This is a genomic window from Anabaena sp. AL09 (assembly GCF_001672255.1).
GTDB classification, from domain to species: Bacteria; Cyanobacteriota; Cyanobacteriia; order Cyanobacteriales; family Nostocaceae; genus Dolichospermum; species Dolichospermum lemmermannii.
On sequence record NZ_LJOQ01000045.1, the window covers coordinates 1 to 24,728 of the forward strand.

The 24,728-nt window shown below is 38.0% G+C and carries 25 protein-coding genes, 1 tRNA gene and 1 pseudogene; 16 read left to right on the forward strand and 11 right to left on the reverse strand.

Going from position 1 to position 24,728, the window contains the following annotated elements; all coding sequences use genetic code 11:
• Together AN490_RS09230 and AN490_RS09235 are read left to right on the forward strand one after the other, a co-directional pair.
• The coding region (locus tag AN490_RS09230) for a tetratricopeptide repeat protein (protein WP_300002146.1) at positions 1-547 on the forward strand (547 nt) is incomplete at its 5' end.
• A gap of 278 nt (positions 548-825) precedes the next feature.
• The gene (locus AN490_RS09235; RefSeq protein ID WP_300002149.1) at positions 826-2,220 is read left to right on the forward strand and encodes an IctB family putative bicarbonate transporter; all 1,395 of its coding nucleotides are present in this window, start codon (positions 826-828) and stop codon (positions 2,218-2,220) included.
• A 32-nt stretch (positions 2,221-2,252) separates the two neighbouring features.
• Here the strand turns inward: AN490_RS09235 and smpB are convergent, their stop codons facing one another.
• Positions 2,253-2,723 carry an SsrA-binding protein SmpB gene (gene smpB / locus AN490_RS09240; protein ID WP_015078954.1) on the reverse strand — a complete coding sequence of 157 codons (471 nt, stop codon included), beginning with the start codon at positions 2,721-2,723 and terminating at the stop codon, positions 2,253-2,255.
• Between the two features lie 297 nt (positions 2,724-3,020).
• Here smpB and AN490_RS09245 point away from each other — a divergent pair, with 297 nt between their 5' ends.
• Positions 3,021-3,704, forward strand: a complete 684-nt coding sequence (locus AN490_RS09245) for a response regulator transcription factor (RefSeq protein WP_300002153.1) — start codon at positions 3,021-3,023, stop codon at positions 3,702-3,704.
• Between the two features lie 116 nt (positions 3,705-3,820).
• On the opposite strand, the gene AN490_RS09250 is transcribed toward AN490_RS09245, so the two are convergent.
• The 3 genes from AN490_RS09250 to AN490_RS09260 all read right to left on the reverse strand — a co-directional run bounded on the left by AN490_RS09250 (position 3,821) and on the right by AN490_RS09260 (position 6,164).
• Positions 3,821-4,447 (reverse strand): leucine-rich repeat domain-containing protein, encoded by a 627-nt coding sequence (locus AN490_RS09250; protein WP_300002156.1) that lies wholly within the window; start codon positions 4,445-4,447, stop codon positions 3,821-3,823.
• 58 nt (positions 4,448-4,505) lie between these two features.
• Positions 4,506-5,078, reverse strand: a complete 573-nt coding sequence (locus AN490_RS09255) for a leucine-rich repeat domain-containing protein (protein ID WP_300002159.1) — start codon at positions 5,076-5,078, stop codon at positions 4,506-4,508.
• Between the two features lie 69 nt (positions 5,079-5,147).
• A complete protein-coding gene (locus AN490_RS09260) occupies positions 5,148-6,164 on the reverse strand; it encodes a TrkA family potassium uptake protein (RefSeq protein ID WP_300002295.1) in 1,017 nt (338 codons plus the stop codon).
• A gap of 489 nt (positions 6,165-6,653) precedes the next feature.
• Here AN490_RS09260 and AN490_RS09265 point away from each other — a divergent pair, with 489 nt between their 5' ends.
• The 8 genes and pseudogenes from AN490_RS09265 (at position 6,654) to AN490_RS09300 (ending at position 14,660) form a co-directional block, all read left to right on the forward strand.
• Positions 6,654-7,937, forward strand: coding sequence for an aspartate aminotransferase family protein (locus AN490_RS09265; RefSeq protein WP_300002162.1), 1,284 nt, complete (start codon positions 6,654-6,656; stop codon positions 7,935-7,937).
• Positions 7,938-8,036: 99 nt separating this feature from the next.
• Complete coding sequence (locus tag AN490_RS09270; RefSeq protein ID WP_300002165.1) at positions 8,037-9,092, forward strand: YwqG family protein; 1,056 nt, start codon at positions 8,037-8,039, stop codon at positions 9,090-9,092.
• Between the two features lie 21 nt (positions 9,093-9,113).
• Positions 9,114-10,115, forward strand: a complete 1,002-nt coding sequence (locus AN490_RS09275) for a pentapeptide repeat-containing protein (RefSeq protein WP_300002167.1) — start codon at positions 9,114-9,116, stop codon at positions 10,113-10,115.
• 105 nt (positions 10,116-10,220) lie between these two features.
• Positions 10,221-10,532: pseudogene (locus AN490_RS09280) on the forward strand (DUF4351 domain-containing protein); the annotation flags it as partial.
• Positions 10,533-10,731: 199 nt separating this feature from the next.
• Positions 10,732-12,345 (forward strand): iron uptake porin, encoded by a 1,614-nt coding sequence (locus tag AN490_RS09285; RefSeq protein WP_300002170.1) that lies wholly within the window; start codon positions 10,732-10,734, stop codon positions 12,343-12,345.
• Between the two features lie 56 nt (positions 12,346-12,401).
• Positions 12,402-13,118: a hypothetical protein gene (locus AN490_RS09290; RefSeq protein ID WP_300002173.1), complete on the forward strand. Its 717-nt coding sequence runs from the start codon at positions 12,402-12,404 to the stop codon at positions 13,116-13,118.
• A 72-nt stretch (positions 13,119-13,190) separates the two neighbouring features.
• Positions 13,191-13,967: a sulfite exporter TauE/SafE family protein gene (locus AN490_RS09295; RefSeq protein WP_015078965.1), complete on the forward strand. Its 777-nt coding sequence runs from the start codon at positions 13,191-13,193 to the stop codon at positions 13,965-13,967.
• A 513-nt stretch (positions 13,968-14,480) separates the two neighbouring features.
• Positions 14,481-14,660 carry a hypothetical protein gene (locus AN490_RS09300; RefSeq protein ID WP_015078966.1) on the forward strand — a complete coding sequence of 60 codons (180 nt, stop codon included), beginning with the start codon at positions 14,481-14,483 and terminating at the stop codon, positions 14,658-14,660.
• Between the two features lie 13 nt (positions 14,661-14,673).
• Here the strand turns inward: AN490_RS09300 and rlmN are convergent, their stop codons facing one another.
• From rlmN to AN490_RS09315, 3 genes are all read right to left on the reverse strand, one after another.
• Complete coding sequence (gene rlmN, locus AN490_RS09305; protein ID WP_300002182.1) at positions 14,674-15,744, reverse strand: 23S rRNA (adenine(2503)-C(2))-methyltransferase RlmN; 1,071 nt, start codon at positions 15,742-15,744, stop codon at positions 14,674-14,676.
• A 215-nt stretch (positions 15,745-15,959) separates the two neighbouring features.
• Complete coding sequence (locus tag AN490_RS09310; RefSeq protein ID WP_300002185.1) at positions 15,960-16,790, reverse strand: metallophosphoesterase; 831 nt, start codon at positions 16,788-16,790, stop codon at positions 15,960-15,962.
• Between the two features lie 236 nt (positions 16,791-17,026).
• Positions 17,027-17,683 (reverse strand): LuxR C-terminal-related transcriptional regulator, encoded by a 657-nt coding sequence (locus AN490_RS09315; protein ID WP_148763026.1) that lies wholly within the window; start codon positions 17,681-17,683, stop codon positions 17,027-17,029.
• Between the two features lie 103 nt (positions 17,684-17,786).
• Here AN490_RS09315 and AN490_RS09320 point away from each other — a divergent pair, with 103 nt between their 5' ends.
• The 5 genes from AN490_RS09320 to AN490_RS09340 all read left to right on the forward strand — a co-directional run bounded on the left by AN490_RS09320 (position 17,787) and on the right by AN490_RS09340 (position 21,533).
• Entirely contained in the window at positions 17,787-18,431 is a 645-nt protein-coding gene (locus AN490_RS09320; RefSeq protein WP_300002190.1) for a DUF3386 domain-containing protein, read from the forward strand.
• Between the two features lie 541 nt (positions 18,432-18,972).
• Positions 18,973-19,044 (forward strand) — tRNA-Lys (locus AN490_RS09325).
• A gap of 103 nt (positions 19,045-19,147) precedes the next feature.
• Positions 19,148-19,756 carry an IS607 family transposase gene (locus tag AN490_RS09330; RefSeq protein ID WP_300002193.1) on the forward strand — a complete coding sequence of 203 codons (609 nt, stop codon included), beginning with the start codon at positions 19,148-19,150 and terminating at the stop codon, positions 19,754-19,756.
• A 120-nt stretch (positions 19,757-19,876) separates the two neighbouring features.
• Positions 19,877-21,265, forward strand: a complete 1,389-nt coding sequence (locus tag AN490_RS09335) for a transposase (RefSeq protein ID WP_300002196.1) — start codon at positions 19,877-19,879, stop codon at positions 21,263-21,265.
• A gap of 70 nt (positions 21,266-21,335) precedes the next feature.
• Positions 21,336-21,533 carry a hypothetical protein gene (locus tag AN490_RS09340; RefSeq protein ID WP_300002199.1) on the forward strand — a complete coding sequence of 66 codons (198 nt, stop codon included), beginning with the start codon at positions 21,336-21,338 and terminating at the stop codon, positions 21,531-21,533.
• 2 nt (positions 21,534-21,535) lie between these two features.
• Here the strand turns inward: AN490_RS09340 and AN490_RS09345 are convergent, their stop codons facing one another.
• The 4 genes from AN490_RS09345 to AN490_RS09360 all read right to left on the reverse strand — a co-directional run bounded on the left by AN490_RS09345 (position 21,536) and on the right by AN490_RS09360 (position 24,621).
• Entirely contained in the window at positions 21,536-22,300 is a 765-nt protein-coding gene (locus tag AN490_RS09345) for a WecB/TagA/CpsF family glycosyltransferase (protein ID WP_300002202.1), read from the reverse strand.
• A 99-nt stretch (positions 22,301-22,399) separates the two neighbouring features.
• Positions 22,400-23,011 carry a TIGR04282 family arsenosugar biosynthesis glycosyltransferase gene (locus AN490_RS09350; protein WP_300002205.1) on the reverse strand — a complete coding sequence of 204 codons (612 nt, stop codon included), beginning with the start codon at positions 23,009-23,011 and terminating at the stop codon, positions 22,400-22,402.
• On the reverse strand, positions 23,008-23,712 hold the full coding sequence (locus tag AN490_RS09355; RefSeq protein ID WP_300002208.1) for a 16S rRNA (uracil(1498)-N(3))-methyltransferase: 705 nt from the start codon (positions 23,710-23,712) through the stop codon (positions 23,008-23,010). Before AN490_RS09355 ends, AN490_RS09350 begins: the two co-directional genes overlap by 4 nt.
• A gap of 165 nt (positions 23,713-23,877) precedes the next feature.
• Positions 23,878-24,621, reverse strand: a complete 744-nt coding sequence (locus AN490_RS09360) for a tetratricopeptide repeat protein (protein WP_300002211.1) — start codon at positions 24,619-24,621, stop codon at positions 23,878-23,880.
• Positions 24,622-24,728: the final 107 nt, after the last annotated feature.

Sequence of the window (24,728 nt, forward strand, 5' to 3'; positions counted from 1 at the left end):
CGCTACCAGTTTTAACAATTTGGCTCTACTCTACTATTCCCAAGGCAGATACAGCGAAGCAGAACCTCTCTACATCCAAGCTTTAGCTCTCAGGCAAAAGCTCTTGGGTGATGACCATCCCGATGTCGCTACCAGTTTCAACAATTTGGCAGGACTCTACGAATCCCAAGGCAGGTACAGCGAAGCCGAACCTCTCTACATTCAAGCTTTAGCTCTCTTGCAAAAGCTTTTAGGTGATGACCATCCCTATGTCGCTCAAAGTTTCAACAATTTAGCTCTACTCTACAAATCCCAAGGCAGGTACAGCGAGTCCGAACCTCTTTACATCCAAGCTTTAGCTCTCTGGCAAAAGCTGCTGGGTGATGACCATCCCTCTATGGCTACCAGTTTCAACAATTTGGCAGGACTCTACGAATCCCAAGGCAGGTACAGCGAAGCTGAACCTCTCTACATTCAAGCGGTAAATATTTTAGAACAACGCTTAGGAGTAGATCATCCTACTACTATTACTGTTCGTAATAATCTTGAACGTTTACGCAATCTTTAAATAAATGCTGTTAATCTTAAAGCATTTATTCTCAGACAAATCTATTGGATAAGACAACAATAGCTTTGTTTAGCAATCTGATGTTTGACGTTTAAATTTCCATAAATTTTGTTGCTGTGACAATACTTTTGTTAAGCAATCTGCTAATACTGGTTTTTATTTCCTGTTTTCCGTTGCCTCTTGCTTCTTAACCCTTGCCGATTCTTCCTTTTAAAATAGGTTTACAATTAGACTGGCGATAAGCTATACTTTATAACTTCTGTACTTTGTATTTCCTCATGAACTTAGTTTGGGAAAGATTAACTTTATCTTCTTTACCACTGAAAGAATATTTGTCTAGCAGTTACCTCCATAAGTTTTTGGTGGGACTGTTAAAACCTTGGCGACAAAGTAGTATTTTCATCCAGTGGGGAGATATAATTGCTGTAGGCTTACTTAGCCTTGTTTATGGTCTTGCACCTTTTGTTTCTAGCACCTTAATGGGTTTATTGTTAGTAGCTTGTGTGGGATTGTGGTTATTATTGACCTTATCCGATGATTATACATCAGTTAATGCTCCTACTGCCACTCCCATTCATTTACTAGTATTGCTGTATTGGAGTATTGCTGCCATATCAACAGCATTATCACCGGTGAAAAAAGCAGCATTAGGTGATTTACAAACATTAACACTTTATTTATTGCTGTTTGTTCTTTGTGCTAGAGTGTTGAGAGTGGCGCGGTTTCGGTCTTGGTTAATTACCCTCTATTTGCATATTTCCCTAATCGTCAGCGTCTATGGGTTGCGACAATGGTTTTTTGGTGCGAAGGCCTTAGCTACGTGGGTTGACCCCGAATCTCCCTTAGCTAAAACTACGAGAGTTTACAGTTACTTAGGAAATCCTAACCTATTAGCTGGATATCTTTTACCCGCTGTAATTTTCAGCTTAGTTGCTATTGTAGCTTGGCCGGGTTGGATTAGGAAATTATTAGCCTTAACAATGTTTGTGGTTAACGCTGCTGTTTTAATTTTGACCTTTAGTCGCGGTGGTTGGATTGCCTTATTAGTGGAATTATTGACAATAGCGGTGTTGCTGTTTTATTGGTGGAGTATAAGTATGCCCCCATTTTGGCGGACTTGGTCTTTACCAATATTCTTAGGAACTGTAGTGGGGTTATTGATAATTGGATTGATATTTGTCGAACCCTTCCGGGTGCGAATCGTGAGTATATTTGCCGACCGCAAAGACAGTAGTAATAACTTTCGGAAAAATGTTTGGGAATCGGTATTTCAAATGATCCGCGATCGCCCTATAATTGGTATAGGACCAGGACATGGTGCTTTTAATAAAGTTTATCCTCTGTACCAACATTCGAGATTTACAGCCTTAAGTGCCTATTCGGTGTTTCTAGAAACGATTGTAGAAACTGGCTTTTTGGGTTTTACTTGTTTTATGTGGTTGATTGTCGTTGCATTAAATACAGGATATTTGCAATTAAGTCGGTTACGAAAAACTAAGAATATGGAAGGCTTGTGGCTAATGGGGGCAATAGCTGCTATAATAGGTTTATTAACTCAGGGTTTATTTGATACAGTTTTCTATCGTCCTGAAGTTAATACTCTCTGGTGGTTAATGATGGCTTTAATTGCCAGTTATTGGCAACCTTTAATGCGAAATAATCAACAAGCTTAGAAATATGGGCGCGGTTTCGCGCCCTAGATACTTTAATATCTTTTCATTGCCCTTTGCATATCTCGCTGGTCGTCACGACGTTTGAGGCTTTCGCGTTTGTCGTGGAGTTTTTTACCTTTACCCAGCGCAATGACTATTTTTACCCAACCTCGTTTCAGATACATTTTTAAGGGGACTAGGGTTAAACCTTCCTGTTGTACCCTCCCAATAAGTTTACGCAGTTCTTGTTTATGAAGTAATAATTTGCGGGTTCGTCTGGGTTCGTGATTAAAGTATGCACCACTAGAGGCATAAGGAGAAATATGGACGTTGATTAACCATGCTTCACCGTCCCGCAGCAACGCATAACCATCTTGCAAATTGGCTTTACCCGCACGAATTGATTTTACTTCAGTTCCTGTCAACTGAACTCCCGCTTCATAGGTTTCTATGATTTCATATAAAAACCGTGCTTGCCGATTATCACAAATAACTTTGTAACCTTCACTCTGTTTATCACTCATCGAAAATCTTCTTAGTTTTAATAAATACGCCTAAAAATTTCTTTAGACTAACTCTTTTATTGATTGTAGTTCACAAAGACAGGTGACAGGTAAACCTGTTTAGTCTCTAAATTACGTAAAGTTTTGTTAACTATTCCTAAAAATTTAATATTTTCTTTAGAAATCATTGATGATGTCATCATGAGTAAGTAATCTTGTCATAGTATTAGAGATAGAATTAGTATTCTTGCTTGTGTCTATTAATATTTGTGATTACAGTAAATTACTCAACCAAAAAATTATAGGGGTGTATTATCCATGCCCTTGACTATTCTTGTCGCCGATGATGATTTAGGCACGCGTCTATCTATTAGTGATTATCTTGATCTGTCTGGGTATAGTGTCATTACTGTTGACAATGGTATTGATGCTTTGGCTATGGTTGAAAAGCGTCATCCTGATTTGATGGTGACAGATATTATGATGCCACAGATGAATGGTTATGAGTTGGTGCGTCGTGTTCGTCAATTATCGGCGTTTCGATTATTACCTGTGATTTTGTTAACAGAGAGAACGAAAACCCAAGAACGAATTTTGGGATATCAGTCTGGTTGTGATTTGTATTTGCCTAAGCCTTTTGAATTGGAAGAAATAGCCGCTGCTATACGTAATTTGTTAGAGCGATCGCAAATCATCCAATCAGAATGTCGTTTTCTTTATCAGGAAGAAATCAGTTTTGCCACTTATACAAAAGCAAAAAACGGTCATATTTCCATACCTACTCATGTACAACAATCTCAAGTATTGACACCGTTAACTGTGAGAGAACAGGAAGTTTTAGACTTATTAACTCATGGTTTGTCTAATGTGGAAATTGGTAATCATTTACATTTGAGTCCGCGCACGGTGGAGAAATATGTGAGTAGTTTATTGAGAAAAACTGAAACTAGCAACCGCGCAGAATTAGTCAGGTTTGCGATAAAACATGATTTAGTAGAATAAAATTTTGTAGAGTGCATTTTTTCAAAAGAGTAAATCCCAGACTTATGATATTAATTCATCATTTATTTACAAATTTAAAAAAGAAGTCTGGGATATGATGAGGATTTAACCACTAGCTAAAAACTACAAATAGATTCTGGTTGAATGGGACATTTTTTAGAGGTAAGTGGATTTTCCCAAAGGGAAAGATAAGTCAACTTAGTAAAATTGGACAAAGGTTTGATATCGCTGATTTGATTCTGTGAAAGGATAAGAAGAGTCAAATTAGTCAGATTAGACAAAGGTTTGATATCGTTGATTTGATTATTCCCAAGGGTAAGAGAAGTCAAAGTAGTCAGATTAGACAAAGGTTTGATATCGCTGATTTGATTATTATCAAGGTAAAGAAGAGTCAAAGTAGTCAGATTAGACAAAGGTTTGATATCGCTGATTTGATTATTATCAAGGTAAAGAAGAGTCAAATTAGTCAGATTAGACAAAGGTTTGATATCGCTGATTTGATTTCTCTCAAGGTAAAGATCAGTCAAATTAGTCAGATTAGACAAAGGTTTAATATCGCTGATTTGATTATCTCCAAGCTTAAGATCAGTCAAATTAGTCAGACTAGACAAAGGTTTGATATCTTTGATTTGATTATTATCAAGGGAAAGATCAGTCAAATTAGTCAGACTAGACAAAGGTTTGATATCTTTGATTGGATTATCTCCAAGGGTAAGAGAAGTCAGATTAGTCAGACTAGACAAAGGTTTGATATCTTTGATTTGATTATCTCCAAGGGTAAGAGAAGTCAAATTAGTCAGACTAGACAAAGGTTTGAAGAGAAGTCAAATTAGTCAGACTAGACAAAGGTTTGATATCGCTGATTTCATTATTATCAAGGGAAAGAGAAGTCAAATTAGTCAGATTAGACAAAGGTTTGATATCTTTGATTTGATTATCTCCAAGGTTAAGATCAGTCAAATTAGTCAGATTGGACAAAGGCTTGATATCTTTGATTGGATTATCTCTAAGGTTAAGATCAGTCAGATTAGTCAGACTAGACAAAGGTTTAATATCGCTGATTTGATTTTTCTCAAAGGTAAGAGAAGTCAGATTAGTCAGACTAGACAAAGGTTTAATATCGCTGATTTGATTTTTCTCAAAGGTAAGAGAAGTCAAATTAGTAAGCGTTTGATTAGCTTGACTACAATTTTGTGTTTTAGCAATTTTTAAGAATACTTCAACCGTGTCTCTTGTCTCTTCAGGCAAACTTCCTTTTTGTTCACACCATTCTGTAAAAGTCTTAGGTGTTTTTGTAGGTGCTGCAGTGACTTTTGCGGTGTACAATCCTAAAGTCAAGGTAAAAATAGTGGCCGCTACTAAAGCTAGTTTCATGATTTTGCAAGTTATACAAATAAGCTACAGTAATTCTACCATCTTCCAACTTGCAAAACAAGTCTGCTTTTAACTATTTTTCGGACGTTTGAGGGGAATAGAATTAATCGGACCGAGAATTTGATTTAAATCCCGCAATTGTTCAGCCGTACCCATACAAATTAGGGTATCTCCCGACATTAAAACCGTATCTCCAGTTGGACCACCAATGAGTTTACCATCAAGACGACGAATTGCCAGAACTAATGCGCCTGATTGCGATCGCAATTTCGCTCTTTGTAAACTTTGACCAACGAAGGGACACCTATCGGAATCTAGTAAAAATTCTTCCATATATAACTGACGGTCTGTACCAGAAAGCATCCCATCCACAAAGTCCAAAATCTGAGGTCTGAGGGCTGCTGCTGCCATGCGTTTGCCACCAGTAATATACGGTGAAATTACGGCATCTGCACCACCACGTTGTAACTTTTGTACCGCTTCTTCCGTACTAGCGCGAGCGATCGCTCGAATGTCTGGATTCAGAGTTTTTGCCGAGAGAACAGTATATAAATTTTCCGCATCTGAAGGTAAAGCCGCCACAATACAAATTGCTTTAGTAATGCCAACTTTTAACAAAGTATCATCTAACGTCGCATCACCTTGAAAAACAATATAACCAATTTCCTGGGCTTTTTGGACAGATTCTAGTTCCGAATCAATCACTACAAAAGAAACAGCTTCAGCCTGAAATTCCTTAGCAATTTGTCGCCCAGTGCGACTAAATCCACAGATAATATAATGTTCTGATAATGATTCCATTAAACGCCTTTGTTGTCGGAGTCGAATTCCTTCTAGAAAATAACCTTCAATGACTGCGGCTGTAAATCTATTGACAATATAAGTAAGATTCACCACACCCATTAAAATTAAGACAATGGTAAATAAACGCCCTCGACTACCTAATGGGTGAGTTTCTCCATAACCGACAGTTGCTAGAGTAATTACAGTCATGTAAGCTGCATCTTCCCATTTCCAGCCCTCAACCAGGGAATACCATAAAGTCCCGATTAGGAAAATACCAGCTAAAGCAAGCGCCCCAGCCATTAACTCCTTTTGAATCCGTTGATATTTTTGTTCAAGGGTAGAATACACAGGCAATTAAAAATTAGGAGTTCAGGAGTCAGGAGTCAGAAGGAAGAATCTAGGAAAGTGATAGTTTTTTGATAGTTTCAAAATCAGCAAGCCCGAATTAAGAATTAAACAATTTCTAATGTAGGGATTCACAATAAATAATATTTGCACAATTATGGGTAATTTTTCCTCCTTCTTCCTCTTCTTCCTCCTGACTCGGTGACTCGGTGACTCGGTGACTTCTCTTAAGAGGGTGTTTGAAAAGTTATGGTTGATGTATCAAATATTTTTTACCCCACCCTAACCCTCCCCTTCTAAAGGGGAGGGAACTGGATTTTTATTGTTTCCCCCCTTTACAAGGGGGGACTAAGGGGGGTAGCAATGTGATGAAAATTACGGAATACCAATATTTCCCAGAACCTAGTAAAGTATTACGATAAAAGCTTTTCAGGAGTAGCGGTAGTGAGCGTGCAAACTCTAATTGAACAAGCCACGAACCCCTTGGAGTCAGGTATTATGCCATCTACACCTTTTGATGTTGATAGCTTCGATGCGGCTGTCATGTCCACTTATGGACGGTTTCCTTTGGCTTTAGAACGGGGTGCTGGTTGCCGTGTTTGGGATAGTCAGGGCAACGAATATCTGGATTTTGTCGCGGGCATTGCCACTTGTACTCTAGGACACGCCCATCCAGCAATGGTAGAGGCTGTAACTAGACAAATCCAGAAATTGCATCATGTTTCTAATTTGTACTATATTCCTGAACAGGGTGAATTAGCTAAATGGATTGTTAATCATTCCTGTGCAGATAGAGTATTTTTCTGCAATTCTGGCGCTGAAGCCAACGAAGCAGCAATTAAACTAGCGCGGAAATACGCCCACACTGTCCTAGAAATTGCCCACCCAATCATTTTAACTGCCCATGCCAGTTTTCACGGACGGACTTTAGCCACTGTGACTGCCACTGGACAACCAAAATATCAAAAGCATTTTGATCCTTTAGTTCCTGGTTTCCATTATGTAAATTACAACGATATTAGAGCAGTGGAAGCCGCTGTTACTGAATTAGATGAAGGTAATTATCGGGTCGGGGCAATTTTAATTGAACCATTGCAAGGGGAAGGTGGCGTTCGTCCTGGGGATATTGCTTACTTTAAGCGATTACGGGAGATTTGCGACGAAACCGGTATTTTGTTGATTTTCGATGAAGTACAGGTTGGTATGGGACGCAGTGGCAAATTATGGGGTTATGAACATTTGGGAGTAGAACCAGATATTTTCACCAGTGCGAAAGGTTTGGGCGGTGGTATTCCCATCGGTGCGATGATGAGTAAGAAATTCTGCGATATTTTTGAACCAGGAGAACACGCAAGTACATTTGGCGGTAATCCCTTTGTTTGTGGTGTGGCGCTGAGTGTGTGTGAGACTTTGGAAAAAGAGAATATTTTAGATAATGTCAGAGAACAGGGCGCACATTTACGAGAAGGATTAAGAGCGATCGCTCGTCAATATCCTCAGCATATCTCAGAAGTACGCGGTTGGGGTTTAATTAGCGGCATGGAAATCAAAGCCGATATTCCCTTAACTGCTGCTGAAGTTGTCAAAGCTGCAATGGAAGCAGGTTTATTACTTGTTCCCGCAGGTCCCAAGGTTGTGCGGTTTGTGCCTCCTCTCATTGTCACAGAGGCAGAAATCAAGCAAGCATTAGAAGCTGTAGAAAAAGCATTAGCTAAACTAACAGCATAGGTAATTAAAAATTCGTAATTTGTAATTTAATAATTATCAATTACGAATTTTTTTGGTTTTTATTTCTATCATTCATTATCACATTTAAGGTTAATTATCATGAAATCCAATCAAATATTTAGATTAAGTTCCCTCAGAACATCTATTCATTTAGACGGCTGTAATGTTACCCATTATCAAGAACTGCATAAATTCTCTTCTGAAGCCGAAGCAGAAGCTTTTTTTAATCAAAGTATTCAAGAATTACTCACACATGGTTGGTATGATGTAGAATCTGTTCCAGTAGATGAAAATAACAAAGATTTCACTCCAGATGAATTGTATGGGATGTTCTTAGAATTAAAAAATCAAGTAGATGAATTTGCCAATGCAATTATCAAACCTTATATAGAAATTACCCCATCTTCAACAACAGAAACTACATTATGGCAAAGTAAATTTGGTGGTTTACCTTATTTTCCTAAACATCTTGATTATCCCAAAGCCCCAGATTCTACACCCCTTCATCTTTTAGCACAAATCAACTTTGCTGAAACTCCTAAATTAGAAGATTTACCAGAAAAAGGGATTCTTCAATTTTATATTGAAGCCGGAGGTGAAACAGCCTATGGAATTGAAGAATATCCCCAATTAGCACAAACTACTTTTAGAGTTATTTACTTTCCTGAACCAGATTTGAATATTGATAATCTCCTAGATAACTTTGATTTTTTGCCTCCAGGAATAGGTTTACCATTAGTAGACTGTCTGGGTCTAAATTTTGCTATTAAATCAACCTCCATGAGTGCATCAGATTATCGGTTTAGAAACTTAGTTAAAAGCTATTTTCCCCTCTTCCAACAAAGTAATTTAACCAAAGCAATGGAAAATTCTTTAGAAGAACTTGCAGATGATTTTATCAACGAGTATGAAGAAAAATATGAAGAATTGCTAGGAGGACACCGTTTAGGAGGATATCCTGCATTTGTCCAAAATGATGATCGTGCGGAGTTGCAGGAAGAGGAAGGTTATGATTTTCTGCTATTACAAATGGACTCTGATGATGATCACTCAATTATGTGGGGAGATGAGGGAATTGGCAACTTTTTTATTCAGTCTTCTGCACTTAAACGGTTGGATTTTTCTAAGATTTTGTACACCTATGCTTGTTGTTGAAATGTGAGGAGAAAAATTAATATGTCTGAAAATAATACAGAAGGTTTCAAGAGTTTGTTGATAATTCTAGGGATTATTTTTTCTATTGTCTTGATTACTATTGTCTTGATATTTTCTTTTTCGGATTTTGCATTTTTGAATGCTAAAGGTTTAAAAATAGAGCAGAGATTACAGTATGGTATTTCAGCCGTCCAAACTACTGGAACAATTGTTGCTGGAATTGCCGTTTTCTTCAATGCTTATCAAGCATCAAGAAGTGCGAACGCTGCTAATGAAAATGCCAAAGCTGTATACAAAAATGCACAAGCAGCAGAAGATAAGCAGATTACAGAACGTTTTTCTAAAGCGATTGAATTGCTTGGTAATAAAGAGATTGAAGTAAAATTAGGCGGAATTTATGCCCTAGAACAAATTGCTAAAGATTCGTCGGAAAAATACCATTGGACAATTATGGAAGTCCTCACGGCTTTTGTGCGAAAAAATGCACATAGGAAGAAAGAAGAGGAAGGAGAGAAGGGAAAAATACCGCAACTTCGGGCAGACATTCAAGCAGCCCTGACCGTTATAGGACGACGTAATTGTGAAAATGAGCAGGAAAATCAGAGATTGGATTTAACTTTTATTGATATTAGAGAGGCAAATCTTGATAGAGCAAACTTAAAGAGAGTTGACCTGTATTGCAGTAACTTAGACCTTGCCTCGTTCCAAGAAGCTAGTTTGCAAGATGTATCTCTTTGGAGTTCGAGTCTCCAATGGGTAAATTTTTCGGAAGCCATTTTGCAAAAAGTGAATCTTGCTGGAGCTAACTTGCGTCAGGCAAAGTTTAATAAAGCAACCCTAAAAGAGTCATTTCCTTTAGACTCAACGGACCTGCATTTAGCAAACTTGTTTCAAGCAAACCTGCAAAAAGTAGACCTTTCTAAAGCTAAAAATCTAGAATTAGTCCAGATTGAAAAAGCAAATATCGATCAAGATACTAAATTGCCTGATCATATTGAAGAAGTAATCCGATGTGAATGGTGAATTTACTTGCGACAGAATTTTTCGTTTATTTAAACCACACTTTTGTTTCTCTCTTCCTTTGCGCCTTTGCTCCTTTGTGCCTTTGCGCGAAACATAATTCATACAGTTATGATATTACCAAAAGCATTAGAAGCGGACTTTTGGCAAGATTTTAAACAATTTGAACAGGAGCGAACTATGACTTATATTACTACAGGTGAGCGCATTGGCTACGAGCGAGGAATAGCAGAAGGTAAACAAGAAGGTGAGCAAAATCTTGTGGTTCGACTACTACAAAAACGGGTAGGAAATTTACCAGAAGAAATTAGGAAAAAAATTCAAACTCTTTCTTTAAATCAGTTGGAATCCCTCGGTGAAGCATTGCTAGATTTTACAGCTATTGAGGATTTGTTTAACTGGTTAGAATCTCATCAGTAAAAATATGTAGTGCGGGCATCTTGCTCGCTAAAAGTATACAAAAATAATACAAATTAAATCCAGCACAGCTTAATTTTTTCTAGTTGGTTCAAGGCAAAACAACCAAAATTATCTATTTTGTCTCTGATATTGCATAAGCATTGCGAAAATAAAAACATTAATCTATCATCACTTATTAATGTGTGGTGTGCAAGCAAAGATGATCAAGTTAATAACAAGAATATTACTGGTATCTGTAGTTAATTTAACTTATGCCTTATTTAGTCATACTATAGCTAATGCCGAAAATGTTGATTCATCAGAGATAGAACAAGTTACATCAGTTTCTCAATTCAAAGATGTAGAACCCACAGATTGGGCATTTCAGGCTTTACAATCTCTAGTAGAACGATATGCTTGCATTGCTGGATATCCCAATGGAACTTTCCGAGGAAATCGAGCTTTAACTCGTTATGAATTCGCTGCTGGGTTAAATGCTTGTTTAGATAGAGTTAATGAATTGATAGCCACAAGCACAAGTAACGCAGTCACAAAAGAAGATTTTAGTAAATTACAAAAATTAGGAGAAGAATTTGCTGCTGAATTAGCCACACTCCGGGGAAAAGTAGATACTTTAGAGGCAAAAACCACAGAACTAGAAGCAAATCAATTTTCTACCACTACCAAACTATTTGGACAAGCAATTTTTGGTATTCAAGGACGGAGTGAAAATAGTGCAGATTTGTCACCAAAAGATGGGATTAAAGAAACAATAGATAACGGGACAAAAATTAACGTTATTAGTAATGTTCAACTCACACTACTTACCCAATTTAAAAACCGCAGCTTTTTACTAACAGGATTACAAGCTGGTAATGGGGGTACAGCTAGTTTCAATGCCCCGCGAATCACCAACGATACCCGATTAGCTTATGAAGGGAATACAGATAATAGCTTAGTTTTAACTGACCTCAATTATCGGTTTTTAGTAGGTGATAAAGTAGCAGTAATAGTTGGGACAGCAGGGGTTAATCCTATCAACACTTTTCGAGGAGCAAACCGCATAGAAAGTGCGGGTAAAGGTCCAATTTCTGCCTTTGCTCAACGTAACCCAATTTTAGCAATTGGTAATGGTACAGGTGGTTTAGGCTTTGATTGGCAAATGAATAAACGAATTAGTTTACAAGCAGTTTATACAGCCAGTAAACCCGCAGATAGTAGCCAAAATGCCGGACTATTTAATGGCGGAAATGCCACCGGAGTACAATTAAATTTTGCTCCTACTAATAATATTGATTTAGCACTAAATTATATTAATTCCTACTCGACTACAGGATTTTTAGGAACTGGAATTGGTGATGATTTATTGGCTTATACACTTACAGGTAATAGTCCTCTCACAACTGATGCTTTTGGTGCTACTGCATCTTGGCAGGTTAATCCAAAGTTTACAATTGGTGGTTGGGGCGGTTTTACGACTTCTCACATACCTGGACAATCAGGGAGTGTAGAAACTAATAATTGGATGGCTTTTCTCAATTTCCCTGATTTATTGGAAAAAGGAAATTTGGGGGGAATTTATGTCGGACAACCTCCCAAAATTGTCAGGAGTGATTTACTAATAGGGAATAATCTTCCAGGTATTCTCAAAGATTCTCTTGGTAGTGCGGGAGGACAACCAGGAACTACTACTCATGTAGAAGCTTTTTATCGTTATCGAATGTCAAATAATATTAATATTACTCCTGGTGTAATCTTGATATTTGAGCCAAGACATAGCCCGAATAGCGACATGATTACCATTGGTGTTCTCCGAACAACTTTTAGTTTCTAAAGCTATATTTTTACCAATTAAAATACAAATTTTTCTATAATAGGATTTGCAAAAAAATGTGGAATAAATCTATTAGTAATATTTTAGGAATGGGAATATTTGGCAGTTGTTTTTTAGCTGCTAATTTACCTGTTCAAGGGCAAATTATGATTCAAGGTGGTAATCTATCTGGAAATCTGAATTATAACTATGACAATCCCATAGTACCTATTGCTAATAGATTAACTGGGTTAGATGTTAACTCATTTAATTTAGAAACTGACATTGGTAGAATATCTAATTTTCAAGGAACTGGTCAATTAAAAGAAGTTAGTAATTTAGCAGGTATTCTCCAAAATGGTCAACCGACAATTGGGACTTTATCTGGTTTAATAACTGGGAGATCACAAACTGCTAATGGTAATTCTCTACTTTTTAATAATACTCCTATAACTATCAATGGTGTTGTCTCTTCTCTTCAGAAGATTAATGACTTTACCCAAGCCGGAAATATCGCCATTACTGGTGGCAAGATTGATACTAATTTACTCACAAATCTAACTCAACCTGGAGCATTTAATTTTGGGACAAATTTAACAAACCTTGGTGTATTATCAAATCTAGGGAGAACAGCCACAGAGCAGTTTAACTTACCTCAATTAGGCTTGAATCCCCAAGTTATTCAATCATTAACTAATAATCCCAACTATGGGAGAGTTGGTTCTCCTGGGTTGATAACAACTCCTGGACTACCTTCGAGAATTTACCCCGGTTTAACAGCACCCAGAAAATAAATCAACTATAATTCGATAAACTTACAGTATTTTATTGTACAACAGTATAACTGAGTTTATTAATTACAGAAAATGCCTCAAGATTTAACTTTAATCCATAGCTTACTTCTGTTCAGCACCGCATTTATTGCCGGTGGACTCAATGCTGTAGCGGGTGGTGGCAGTTTTATTACCTTTCCTACCCTGATATTTACAGGTATCGCCCCAATTAACGCTAATGCTACAAATAATACTGCACTGTGGATAGCAGCTATAGCTAGTGCAGGAGCTTATCGTCGAGATTTAAACATCGAAAAACGACAATTATTATTACTAGCTGGTACCAGTTTAGTTGGTGGTGTCATTGGTTCTGTAGCTTTATTATACACATCACCGGATGTATTTAAAAAGATGCTGCCCTATTTGTTACTATCAGCAACATTGATATTTACATTTAGTGAATCTCTAAAAAGCTGGCTGCAACTTCAGAGTAAAAATGATGTTTCTGCACCTCCACCTTTATTTATTCTCCTAGTTTCTCAATTGGCAATCTCTATATATGGTGGGTTTTTCGGTGCGGGTATAGGCATTTTAATGTTAGCAACTTTAACCTTTTTAGGGATGAAAAATATTCACTCTATTAATGCTTTTAAAACTTTATTGGGTAGTTGCATTAATGGTGTGGCAATTATTCCTTTTATGTTCGCTAATTTGATTGCTTGGCATCAAGTTATGATCATGGCGGTTGGTGGTTCTCTGGGTGGTTATTTATGCGCTCATTTTGCCCGCAGACTAGAACCCAGCTTGGTGCGAAAATTCGTGATTGTGGTAGCTTTTGGGATGACTACTTACTTTTTTATTCATGGCTAAGTAGGTAAATACAATTATACTCAAAACGGCTTATCTGTTGCCTTCCACAACCGTCAGGGAATAAATTCCCTGTCTCATAGCTCAAGTCCGTTTTAACGGACTAATATATTTTCCTAGTGTCTAGTATAAATACTCAATGGACGGGCTAGAAGCCCACCCCACAATAATTGTATGACTGGTGGGATAGGTATGTGGTCTGTCCAAATATTAATTAAATATAAAACTATTGATTTTGTGACTTTGATTACAGTTTTTTCTATTTGGTAACGCTTGAATGGAAAAATAATTTATTTTTCCACAAGAATAAACAAGACTATCTCAAGGATTGCACCATAGGGATCACTGCTAATCTAAGGAAAGTTACATCTAAAGTAAATTTATATATCTCAGGTATGATGATAATAATTATCAGGTTTAAGATAATGACCGAAGATATCAAATTTTTCACATTCACAACAATTAAACAATTTTTGTCACTTTTTCTAAAAAATTATTAAATCCAGGGGTTTTAAAATGCAAGTATCACAAAAGATTCATTGCCCAAATTGCGGTAGTGCTGCTGAACGTCACTATATTTCTGATAGTCAAATTACGCGGACACAATGCCCTAGTTGCGATTACCTAATGATAACTTGCACCCGCACCGGTAAAGTAATTGAGGCTTATGCACCAGGCATTTATGCTAGGAAATAATTGACAATTTTAATTACCTTTTTGTTGTTCTTAATTGTCCACAAGCAGCATCGGCTTCTAAACCGCGAGAATAACGGACACTAACCGCAGTATTTTGTTGTTGGAGAACGTTAACAAAGGCTTCTATTCTCTCACGGGTTGGTCTTTTATAATCTACTTCTTGAATGGGATTATAGGGAATTAAGTTAACGTGACTTTGAAAACCCCGCAGACGTTTTGATAGTTCTAAAGCGTGTTCGGGTAAGTCGTTGACTCCAGCGAGAAGAACATATTCAAAACTAACTCTGCGTCCAGTTATTTCTACATATTCTCGACATTCTGCCAGTAAGTCTTCTATGGGGTAGGGTTTGGCGCTGGGAATGAGTTGTTCTCGTAATGCTTGGTTGGGTGCGTGGAGACTGACAGCGAGGGTAATTTGTAGTTGGTGTTGGGCGACTTCAAGAATGCGATCGCGGATACCTACAGTAGACAGTGTAATAAATCGCGCACCAATTCCCAGATCTTGATTAATGGATTTAATCGCTAAAAGCACATTTTCCGTATTCAACAATGGTTCACCCATGCCCATGAATACCACATTACTCACCCGTTCTTGAAAATCCTCTTGGACAGTCAGGACTTGATCAACAATTTCCGCACGGGTAAGATTACGCTTATAACCACCTTTCCCAGTTGCACAGAAATCACAAGCCATAGGACAACCAACTTGAGTAGAAACGCAGACTGTTAACCGTTTATCGCTGGGAATACCTACCGTTTCCACAATTTCCCCGTCAGTCAATTTGAGGAGATATTTGACGGTATCATCGGGGGCAACGGAGCGGTAATGTAGAGAAGAACGACCTATGGGAACATCTGCAACTTGCAAACGCCAATTTTTCGGAAATACAGAAATATCAGCGAGCGATCGCACACTCTTATTATAGATCCAATCATGCAATTGCTTACCCCGATAACTCGGTTGTCCCTGCTGCTGTACCCAAGCAGTTAACTCCGTCACGGAAGCACCAAGGAGAGGGGGAAGAAGTTCAGATTTAGTCGAGTTAGGAGAATCTAGCTGAGATACAAACGGCGTAGCAGACATAAAAAATCACAATTTGATGCTAATTTTCTATTGTACTATATTGTTTTTGTTTCGCGCAAAGGGGCAAAGGAGCAAAGGCGCAAAGGAAGAAATAGATTAAGAAATTTCCAAGGTATACTAAACACGGGTGAGATTTAAACTTTTGCCAAATGACAAAGAACCCAGATGTGTAGGGGTAAAGCAAGAGCTAAACCCCTACGTTTAGAATCAAACAATCAAGCCGTTTTGAGTATAATAATAGTAACCTCTGGTGGACAAAATAACCGTCCGGGGAAATAAGTTCCTAGACCTCGATTTACATATAATTGATTATTTCCCACTTTATGTAAACCCTGTGACCATTGCCAATGGCGTAATATAGAATGGGTTTTCCGTAAAAATGGTAATTTACGCCGAATTTTTTTGGGGATTTTTTTGACTATTTTTGCATAGTAAATCATTGCAGGTCCCAGTCCAGGAATTACGATTTGTCCTCCGTGACTATGACCAGATAATTGTAAATCTACCCGCCATTTTTTGAGAATTTCGGCTGTATCTGGGTGATGAGATAAGACAATCCGAGGTGTAGTAGAATCAAGTTTATTCATAATTGCTTCTGGATTAAATTCTTTTGCATAAAAATCCGCTAATCCCACTAGAGGTAATTTTTCTCCAACTGGGTAAGCAATTTGATTCCAAAGTACATTAATCCCCACATTTGTTAAAGCATTTGTAATTTCTGATTTGGAAGTTGGATAATAAATATCATGATTGCCAAGGATAGCATAGACACCATAGCGACTTTCTAGATTTTTTAATCTTAGTGCTAGTTGATGAATTGGTTTAGCAATTGTGTTAACATAGTCGCCAGTTAAAATGACTAAATCTGGTTTTGCTGCATTACTAACCGCAATTGCTTCTGTTAACATTTTTTCTGATAATAAACCATTATCATAGTGAAAATCTGACATTTGTACCAACTTTAATCCTGCTAATGATAGAGGTAAGTTGGGGATTTTCACTGTCAATTTTTCTGTGGACAAAGCTCCAGTTAATAATTTGTGCATAATAGAATAAAACTATGTTTATAAATCAAGACAACATTTCTGAAATTTTGTTGGGTTGCTGTCGCTTAACCCAACCTACAATTATCAAAATATAATCGGATTTCTTTTGACATTAACAAAATATTTTGATATTAACTGTAGCAAAAGAGTAATATATTTGAATACTCAGATACCCGACTTCTTAAATAAGTCGGGTATCTATAATCTATCATTCTATGATGATCTACTTATAGCTATTAGGAAACTAATCTATCTTGTAGTTTTGCCACCATTTCCGCACGAGTAGAAACGTCTAATTTACGGAACATCCTTTTTAAAGCTTGCTTGACAGAATTTTGAGTAATCCATAATTTAACGGCAATTTCCCCATTAGTTAAACCTTGAGCCACTAATTTGGCAATTTCTAATTCTCGCGCTGTGAGAGGACAATTACCAGCAGATGCAAAGGTTTTTGGTGTTGCTTGGAGTGTGGCCATTTTCGCTGATAAATGTAAACAAACTGCACTTAAATCAGCTAAATCATTACTATCAAAAGGCTGACTTCCGGGGTCACGAGCAAAGTTTAAAGTCCCCACTAATTGACCATTACAAACTATCGGACCAGTCATTACGTGTTCGTGACGAGTGCAATAGTTTTTCCAGTCTTCTGGGGATAAAATTAATTGTTCATGGGTGGGGGCGTGACGTTCGACAACATAACGCCCAATGGGGTTAGCTTCTAAGCAGACAGCGGGAATTTCAATTTGAGTATCTAATTGGTCACCTAGGAGATCCATACCCCAATGTTGTACTGCAAAATGGTCGCCAATGGTATCCATGAGAGCTAGTTTTAATTCTTGCTCATTTTGGACATTAGCGATCGCTTGAAAAATGGCGTGGAGAGTTTTAGCCATAAGTGTACCCATTTGGGGTCTATGCGAACCTCGATAATTACCTCTATGCTAATACCAGCAACGATAAAAAGCTATTTTAACTTGTAACCAGAGGACAAGCACGATGACAGTTACTCAAATCTCAGCCCAAGAACTTTTTCAGGCTGCCTATCAAAACCGTTATACTTGGGATGGAAATTTCCCTGGCTATACCGCAGATATTACTTATAAGTATGATGACCAAGTGATCAAAGGTCAAGTGGTGATTGATGCCAATATGAAGGCAGAAGTTCTGAATGTGGAAGACGAAGCTGCTAAAAAAGCCATTCACGGACAAGCTTGGGAAATCGCCGTTCACCGTGTCCGTCGCGCTTTTGAACAAACCCACGGCGCAAATACTTTTAGACCCGGTGACACTGACGCAACCGGCGCAGTCGAAATTTTTGTTGGTGGAAAGTCAGAAGGAGATAAGTACAAAGTGCGTAACAATGAAGTTTGCCACGTTCACCGTTTAATTCACGGTACTTTTGTGACTATTGACACTTTCAGTAGTCACGACACTGGAGAAGGATATCTTTCTCACACATACAATTCTGTTTATCATGACCCCGAAACCGCCGCTCAAAAGGGCGGTAAAAGCGATTTTACTGATGAATATGAAAAGGTAGGAAATTACTACATTCTCAACCGTCGGGAAATCCGCACGGAAATCGCAGAACGCATTTCTATTCAAGATTTCATCTTTTCTAACATTGAGTTGTTAGGTTAAGTAGAACGGCTTGAATAATTCAAAGTTTGTAGTGAGGAATTTATTCCTCATTTGAGGGCTGAAGCCCTCACTACAAAATCATCTCCAGATTTTTTACTGAATTCTAGTTGATAGGGACTTTTTGACTTTCTAGTAAATATACTCAACACGCCTTAATTATTTGATTTAAGCGGTTAGGGGTTTAGCATTGCTAAACTCCTACAAATCTAGGTTTTTCGTGATTTTACAAAAGTCCATGTCCCAACCGTTTTGAGTATAATCGTTATGAAAAAAAAGATTTGGCTCTTGAGTACATAGTATGCAAAATCTAAACAAAAAAAATCTCATAAAGCTTGCTATGTATAAGAAATAAGACATATTTTTGTAAATTATGGCAAAATACTCTCTCTTTCCCCTGTTCCCTGCCCTTACAGACAACTTTTTCAGCAAAACCTATGTACAACAGTTAAACTACTTTTATCATGCAATTTCCACTGTTTCCAGTTTTTTAGCTGCAACACTAGCGCTAAAGTCAAAAGTCTGATATGATGGCTTTGTCAGCGGGTGAGTAGCTCAACGGTAGAGCAGTTGACTCTTAATCAATTGGTTGCGGGTTCGATTCCCTCCTCACCCATTAGCTTTCAGCGTTTTCAATATTTGACCTTGACTAGATATTGCCGCACTCTCAAATCCTAAAATAACGTAGTATACTGGGGTTAATCGTATTTAACCGAAAGATGAAATACCTAACCCCAGAACAAGTTTACAAACAATTTGGCTATCACCCTAAGACGACGGCAGAATGGGCTGACTTAGGGAAAATAGAATGTATCCGTTCCCCTGGTGGACATCGAAGATATCCAGAGTCAGCATTTATCAAAACAGTCTCAACGGATAAAGAGCGGGTTCTTTATGCCCGTGTCAGCACAAAAACCCAGTTGTTAGACCTTGACACACAAATAGAATTTTTAGGCAAAACTTACCCAGGATGTCGAGTCGTTAAGGATGTGGCTAGTGGCATGAACTGGAAGCGGAAAAACTTTCTTAAATTAATGACTCAAGTTGCCCAGAATCAAATCTCTGAAATTGTCGTGGGACACAAGGACAGGTTATGCAGATTTGGCTTTGAGTTCGTTGAGTGGTTTTGCAACCTTCACGGCTGCAAAATTGTTGTGGTAAACAATGCCAAACTATCACCGCACGAAGAGTTAATGCAGGATTTTATGGCTATCATGCACTGCTTTTCCTCCAAACTTTACTTCCTTAGGGCTTACAAGAAAAAAATAGCCGAAGAGCAAAATATTCATGAAACAAATAGTAGTCAATACGAGTCAATGGGTGTATAGTAGTAAAAGACGTAGTAAACCAAGCCTATGAAACTCAAGGTAAAGAATCAATTAACCGTTACGAGAATAGCTATTTTAGGGACTCAAAAACTAAATAAGTGGAAATCTAACGAGCTTGATTTGATTGCTTTGAGCTTGGGTAAACTACGCTCTGATTTGTGGAATGAGTTCGGGTCGTTGAAAGCCTGGGGCGTTTCTAAATTTGAGATTGACAAACAGCTACGCACGTCGAAAGACAAGTACCAATTACCTGCTAAGTTATGGGAAGCAACTCTCTATGACGTAATTGATGATATTCATTTAGTTCAGGCTGCTTGTGTTGAGAAGGTGATGAAATCTTTGGGTCAATCGTTCCAATCGTTTCAGGCTAAAAAAGGAGTTTTACAACTTACCCTAGAAAGCCGTGAATGGTTGGAACACCCAAAACTTTGCACCTTAGTTAGAAAGTTTTGGTATCGAGGTCACACGAAAGTTTGTAACCAAATTATCGTGAAAGCTTATGATACTAAAATGGATGATAAAGGTGTGGTGTGGTTGCGTTTTGGAGGTTTAACTCCATGTAAAACTCTAAAACTACCAACGACTTTACCAACAGAAATAAAGTGTCAGATAAGGTTAATTAAGCGTAATGGTAGATGGGACATTCACTACACAACTGATATCCAAAAAGCTGGAAAAAAGACCGATGGTAAAATAATTGGATGTGATAGAGGTTACACCGAAGTTTATGCCACATCTTCTAACGATGGTGCTAGATTTTTGGGTAATGATTTTGGTAAAATCCAAACTCAAGAAACCGATTACAGAACAGCGAAACAAGTTAAACGTAATAAAATCAGGTCAGTTTTTAACAAGTCTACGAAGAAAGGAAACAGTGCCAAGGCTGATAGAATTAAACGGAATAACCTTGGTAAAATCAAGTGGAATAATCGGGAAACATCCTTTAAAGGTAGGATTCAAACAATAGTTTTTACAGCTACGCATGACTTGATGACAGATGCAATCAAGGTAGCTTTTGAAGATTTGACGGAAGCACTAAAAGGCAAAAAGCCCATGAGAAAGCGCATGAAGAGAAATGTTTCTTCATGGTGCAAGGGGATAGTTGCGGATGCCCTCAAACAAGTTTCAACCCGTGTAGGTTGCACGGTTGTTAGTGTTAATTGTGCATATACGTCACAACTTGACTCCAGATTTAGTACCTTAACGGGTAGTAGAAATGGTGACAAGTTTACCGGACATGATGGGGTCGTGATGCACTCAGATACTAACGCTGCTGATAACGTTCTAGCAAGAATGAGTGACGTTGAAATCACTCGATACATGAAACATTCCAATGTAAAAGTAATCTTGCTAGAACGAACTCAGAAGTTTCGGGAATCTCTGATAGTAGAGACCGAGGCGACAACGGGCAAGGATAAGCCCCAGACTCTAGAACCTAAAAGCAAACTTACGAGTAAGGTCAATCAGAGAGCAAATTATAAGCAATTGACGTTGTTTGACCTTAGTTAACTACGTTATTTGTGTATCCCTAAATAGAAGAAATATCCCTGCCGAATTCTGGATTTACAAGCAAATTACCATGACACAAGGTGAAGCGGCGGCGGCGAAGCAATTAGCACAAGATGCCTTATCTAAAGCGGGTATACCTGGGTTGCAGGGTCCAAAGGGTGAACCCAGTCCAAAGGGTGAACCTGGTTTATATGGCGCTCTATCATTGTCCCAACTTGACGTTGAGTTTGTCGTTCTTCGTTGTGAACTGTTTCCGTATTGCCGTTGAACTCAGAACTCCCAACGATTAACATCTTTCCTAGTCCAACGATAAATCAAGGATTTGTAAACGAACTCTGGTAGGGCTAACATTCGTTGCCACCGCCAAGGTTCTTGATATAGTCTATATAGCCATTCTAAATTATTGTTTGCTAACCAACGGGGAGCGCGAGTTTTTATTCCTGACCAAATATCAAAACTACCACCAACACCTACCCAAATGGAGTGAGGACACAAATGACGGTGTTCAGCAATCCATAATTCTTGACGTGGTACTCCCAAACCAACAAATATTACTTGTGGCTGTAGTTGAGTCAGAGTTTGCAATAACTGTTGTTCTTCTGCTAAAGAATGATAACCAGAATGTGTGCCGGATATTTTGAGAGTGGGAAGTTGTTTTTGCCATAAATCTGCTGCTTTTTCGGCTATTCCTGGTGCGCCTCCATAGAAAAATATTGAAGCAGATGTTTGTTCTTGATCTATTATTTGTAAAAGGCTTTCTGCTAATTCAATTCCGGGAAACCGGTGAACTTTTTGTCCTAATAAATATTGTAAATAGAGAGCTACTCCTGCGCCGTCGGGAATAACTAATTCAGCATTTTTAATGATTTTTGCTAAGGGGAGATTGCGCTCTGCTTGCATAGTCATTTCGGCATTGAGGGTGACTACATGAGTCCCTTGACCTGCTTTTAAGCAATCTAATAACCAGTTTGGATAATTACTCATTATATGCACTGGTAAACCTAATACGGGAAATACTTGAGGGAATTTAAACATAGTTTCTTTAAAATCAGACTTTAGGCGGATGTTTGATAGAAGGTTAGTGTATCAAATTTTTTCCTGAATAAATAACAATAATTTGTCAAGGAAAACAGTTTAGGGGTTAAGATCCTCTGGACGATCAATATCTGCTAAAGATTGCAGATAGCCAATTGATAAATTTAACTTTTGAGCAATTTCTACTGTTTTTACGAATACTTGAGCAGTTCCCCAGGAAATATTCATAAATAATTCGGCTATTGGTTGTTGTAATCCAATTAAATAATAACCACCGTCCAGGGCTGGTCCCAGGACAAGATTAAAAACCTCTAATTGCTCGAAAGCGGTTATTAAAATTTGCGAGTTTAGATCAGGGCAGTCTGTACCAATGATGATGACTCGTTCTGCTTTTTGATTAAACGCATTGATGAGCGATCGCTCCATTCTTTTACCTAAATCTCCCTCACCTTGAAATTGATATAGTAAATCATTTCCTAACCAATTTAGCATTACTTGTAAATCGCCACCCGTAAACCGTATTTCTACAGATGTCTTAGACATTTTTTGTAATTCCTTAACCTGAGAAATAGTATCTTCAGTCATCTGCTTTTGTAAATTAGCAGCACCAACATCACCCAAAGCAGGTATTAACCGGGTTTTTGTTTTCCCTGGTTCTGGGTAGCGGGTAAAAATAATCAGATGTTGTTTTGATGGTTTTAAGGAGATCATTCAAAATATGCTGCTATTAAAGATATCGCAACTATGGGTGCGGTGACTGCGCGAAGAATCCGACGACCCAAGGAAATGGGCTGAAATCCTGATGCTATGGCTATTTCTAGTTCTTGATTTGTCCAACCTCCTTCTGGTCCAATGGCAATAATTATCCCATTTGCAGTTTTATTGATTACCTGCTGTAGATGAGGATAATCCCCACGGGCTTCACAGATATAACGATGAGTGGCAGTAGTTTCTTTTATGGCAGTGTTGAAAGCTACGGGTTGGAGGATGGTGGGAACAACAGCCCGTTCTGACTGTTCAGCGGCTTCTGAAGCTATGCGCTGCCAGCGTTCTAGTTTTTGGTGACTGGGATTTAATAGGGTGCGATCGCTCAAAACAGGTGCAATACAAGTTACTCCCAACTCCGTACAACACCGGACAATTTCATCAAATCCATTTCCCTTTGGTAATGCCATCATCAAGGTAATAGCCACAGGTAATTCAGTTTTTACCTCCAGCAGTTCTAAAACCTCTCCCTGTTCCCCTTGTAACCGCGCTAACCACCATTTCCCCATACCATCCATGACAATAAATTTATCACCATCTCGCAAGCGCAATACCCGCAGCAAATAATGTTGTTGTTGAGGTGTTAATAAAAGCTGGTTGGCTTGAACTTGCTGGGGATGAATAGTAATGCGTTGAAGTTGGGACATAGGGGAGGAGTCAGGAGGAAGAAGAAGAAGAAGAAGAAGAAGAAGTAAAAGTGGTGTTTGATAGCGCAGAGTTAACTATTTTCGTTATAAGAAAATAAGCTGAAAACCCCGGAATTGACAGGTCTCGTTGAACCAAGAATCCCCATGTCTTTAGACCGGGGAGTGTCAATGTAATAATGCTTGAAACCGCTGTTCACCCCGAATTTTATCAAAATCCGGGTCAGTTTTCGCTAAGTTTTGATATTTTTTGGGGACAAATTGAATAGCTTTTTTGAGGTTATCAATTGCTAGTTCTAGATTATTTTGCAAGGCATAATTACAAGCTTTGTTATAATATGCTTTATGCAAATTAGGATCGATGGTAATTGCTTGATTATAAGATGCTAAAGCTTCTTTGTAGCGTTGTAATTTAGTCAGAGCAATGCCTCGGTTAATCCAAGCCACATCTTTATTTGGGCGAATAGCGATCGCTTCATCATAAGATTTTACAGCTTCTTCGTAATTTCGTAAAGCCGTTAAAGCAATACCACGATTATACCAAGCCTCATCTTTATTTGGGCGAATAGCGATCGCCTTATCATAAGATTCTACAGCTTCTGGATACTGTTGCAACTCAATCAAAGCATAGCCGCGATTTACCCAAGTCTCCGCACTATCGGTTTTAATAGCTATCACCTGATTATATACCCCTAAAGCTTCTTGATAACGATGGGTATCTAACAAGCCATTTCCCTGTAGTAATAAATTTTCTGCTTTTTGACTATCTTGTACCTCTGTAATTAGTTGATTAACATTGCTTTCTTGAACAACTTGTTTGGTATTATCTGGTGAAGAATTTGCCAAATCACTACAGCCAATCGCCAAAAAACTGATTAAACTAGAGGTAATTAATTGTCGCCAAATTATCATACTGCACCTACAAAAATCATACAATTATCCTAAAACTGATGGGAAGTTAAAAGTCGTATCAAAATCAACTAATTGTGCTTAATTGTTATTTGATTATGTAAACTCAA

Bases quoted from the DNA above. Each gene is read 5' to 3' on its own strand.
- AN490_RS09300 (WP_015078966.1), top strand. From the start codon at position 14,481: ATGCAAGTATCACAAAAGATTCATTGCCCAAATTGCGGTAGTGCTGCT.
- smpB (WP_015078954.1), bottom strand. From the start codon at position 2,723: ATGAGTGATAAACAGAGTGAAGGTTACAAAGTTATTTGTGATAATCGG.
- AN490_RS09310 (WP_300002185.1), bottom strand. From the start codon at position 16,790: ATGCACAAATTATTAACTGGAGCTTTGTCCACAGAAAAATTGACAGTG.
- rlmN (WP_300002182.1), bottom strand. From the start codon at position 15,744: ATGTCTGCTACGCCGTTTGTATCTCAGCTAGATTCTCCTAACTCGACT.
- AN490_RS09315 (WP_148763026.1), bottom strand. From the start codon at position 17,683: ATGGCTAAAACTCTCCACGCCATTTTTCAAGCGATCGCTAATGTCCAA.
- AN490_RS09285 (WP_300002170.1), top strand. From the start codon at position 10,732: ATGATCAAGTTAATAACAAGAATATTACTGGTATCTGTAGTTAATTTA.
- AN490_RS09290 (WP_300002173.1), top strand. From the start codon at position 12,402: ATGTGGAATAAATCTATTAGTAATATTTTAGGAATGGGAATATTTGGC.
- AN490_RS09320 (WP_300002190.1), top strand. From the start codon at position 17,787: ATGACAGTTACTCAAATCTCAGCCCAAGAACTTTTTCAGGCTGCCTAT.
- AN490_RS09340 (WP_300002199.1), top strand. From the start codon at position 21,336: ATGACACAAGGTGAAGCGGCGGCGGCGAAGCAATTAGCACAAGATGCC.
- AN490_RS09295 (WP_015078965.1), top strand. From the start codon at position 13,191: ATGCCTCAAGATTTAACTTTAATCCATAGCTTACTTCTGTTCAGCACC.
- AN490_RS09275 (WP_300002167.1), top strand. From the start codon at position 9,114: ATGTCTGAAAATAATACAGAAGGTTTCAAGAGTTTGTTGATAATTCTA.
- AN490_RS09355 (WP_300002208.1), bottom strand. From the start codon at position 23,712: ATGTCCCAACTTCAACGCATTACTATTCATCCCCAGCAAGTTCAAGCC.
- AN490_RS09245 (WP_300002153.1), top strand. From the start codon at position 3,021: ATGCCCTTGACTATTCTTGTCGCCGATGATGATTTAGGCACGCGTCTA.
- AN490_RS09345 (WP_300002202.1), bottom strand. From the start codon at position 22,300: ATGTTTAAATTCCCTCAAGTATTTCCCGTATTAGGTTTACCAGTGCAT.
- AN490_RS09260 (WP_300002295.1), bottom strand. From the start codon at position 6,164: ATGGCTGGGGCGCTTGCTTTAGCTGGTATTTTCCTAATCGGGACTTTA.
- AN490_RS09235 (WP_300002149.1), top strand. From the start codon at position 826: ATGAACTTAGTTTGGGAAAGATTAACTTTATCTTCTTTACCACTGAAA.
- AN490_RS09360 (WP_300002211.1), bottom strand. From the start codon at position 24,621: ATGATAATTTGGCGACAATTAATTACCTCTAGTTTAATCAGTTTTTTG.
- AN490_RS09350 (WP_300002205.1), bottom strand. From the start codon at position 23,011: ATGATCTCCTTAAAACCATCAAAACAACATCTGATTATTTTTACCCGC.
- AN490_RS09330 (WP_300002193.1), top strand. From the start codon at position 19,148: ATGAAATACCTAACCCCAGAACAAGTTTACAAACAATTTGGCTATCAC.
- AN490_RS09270 (WP_300002165.1), top strand. From the start codon at position 8,037: ATGAAATCCAATCAAATATTTAGATTAAGTTCCCTCAGAACATCTATT.
- AN490_RS09255 (WP_300002159.1), bottom strand. From the start codon at position 5,078: ATGAAACTAGCTTTAGTAGCGGCCACTATTTTTACCTTGACTTTAGGA.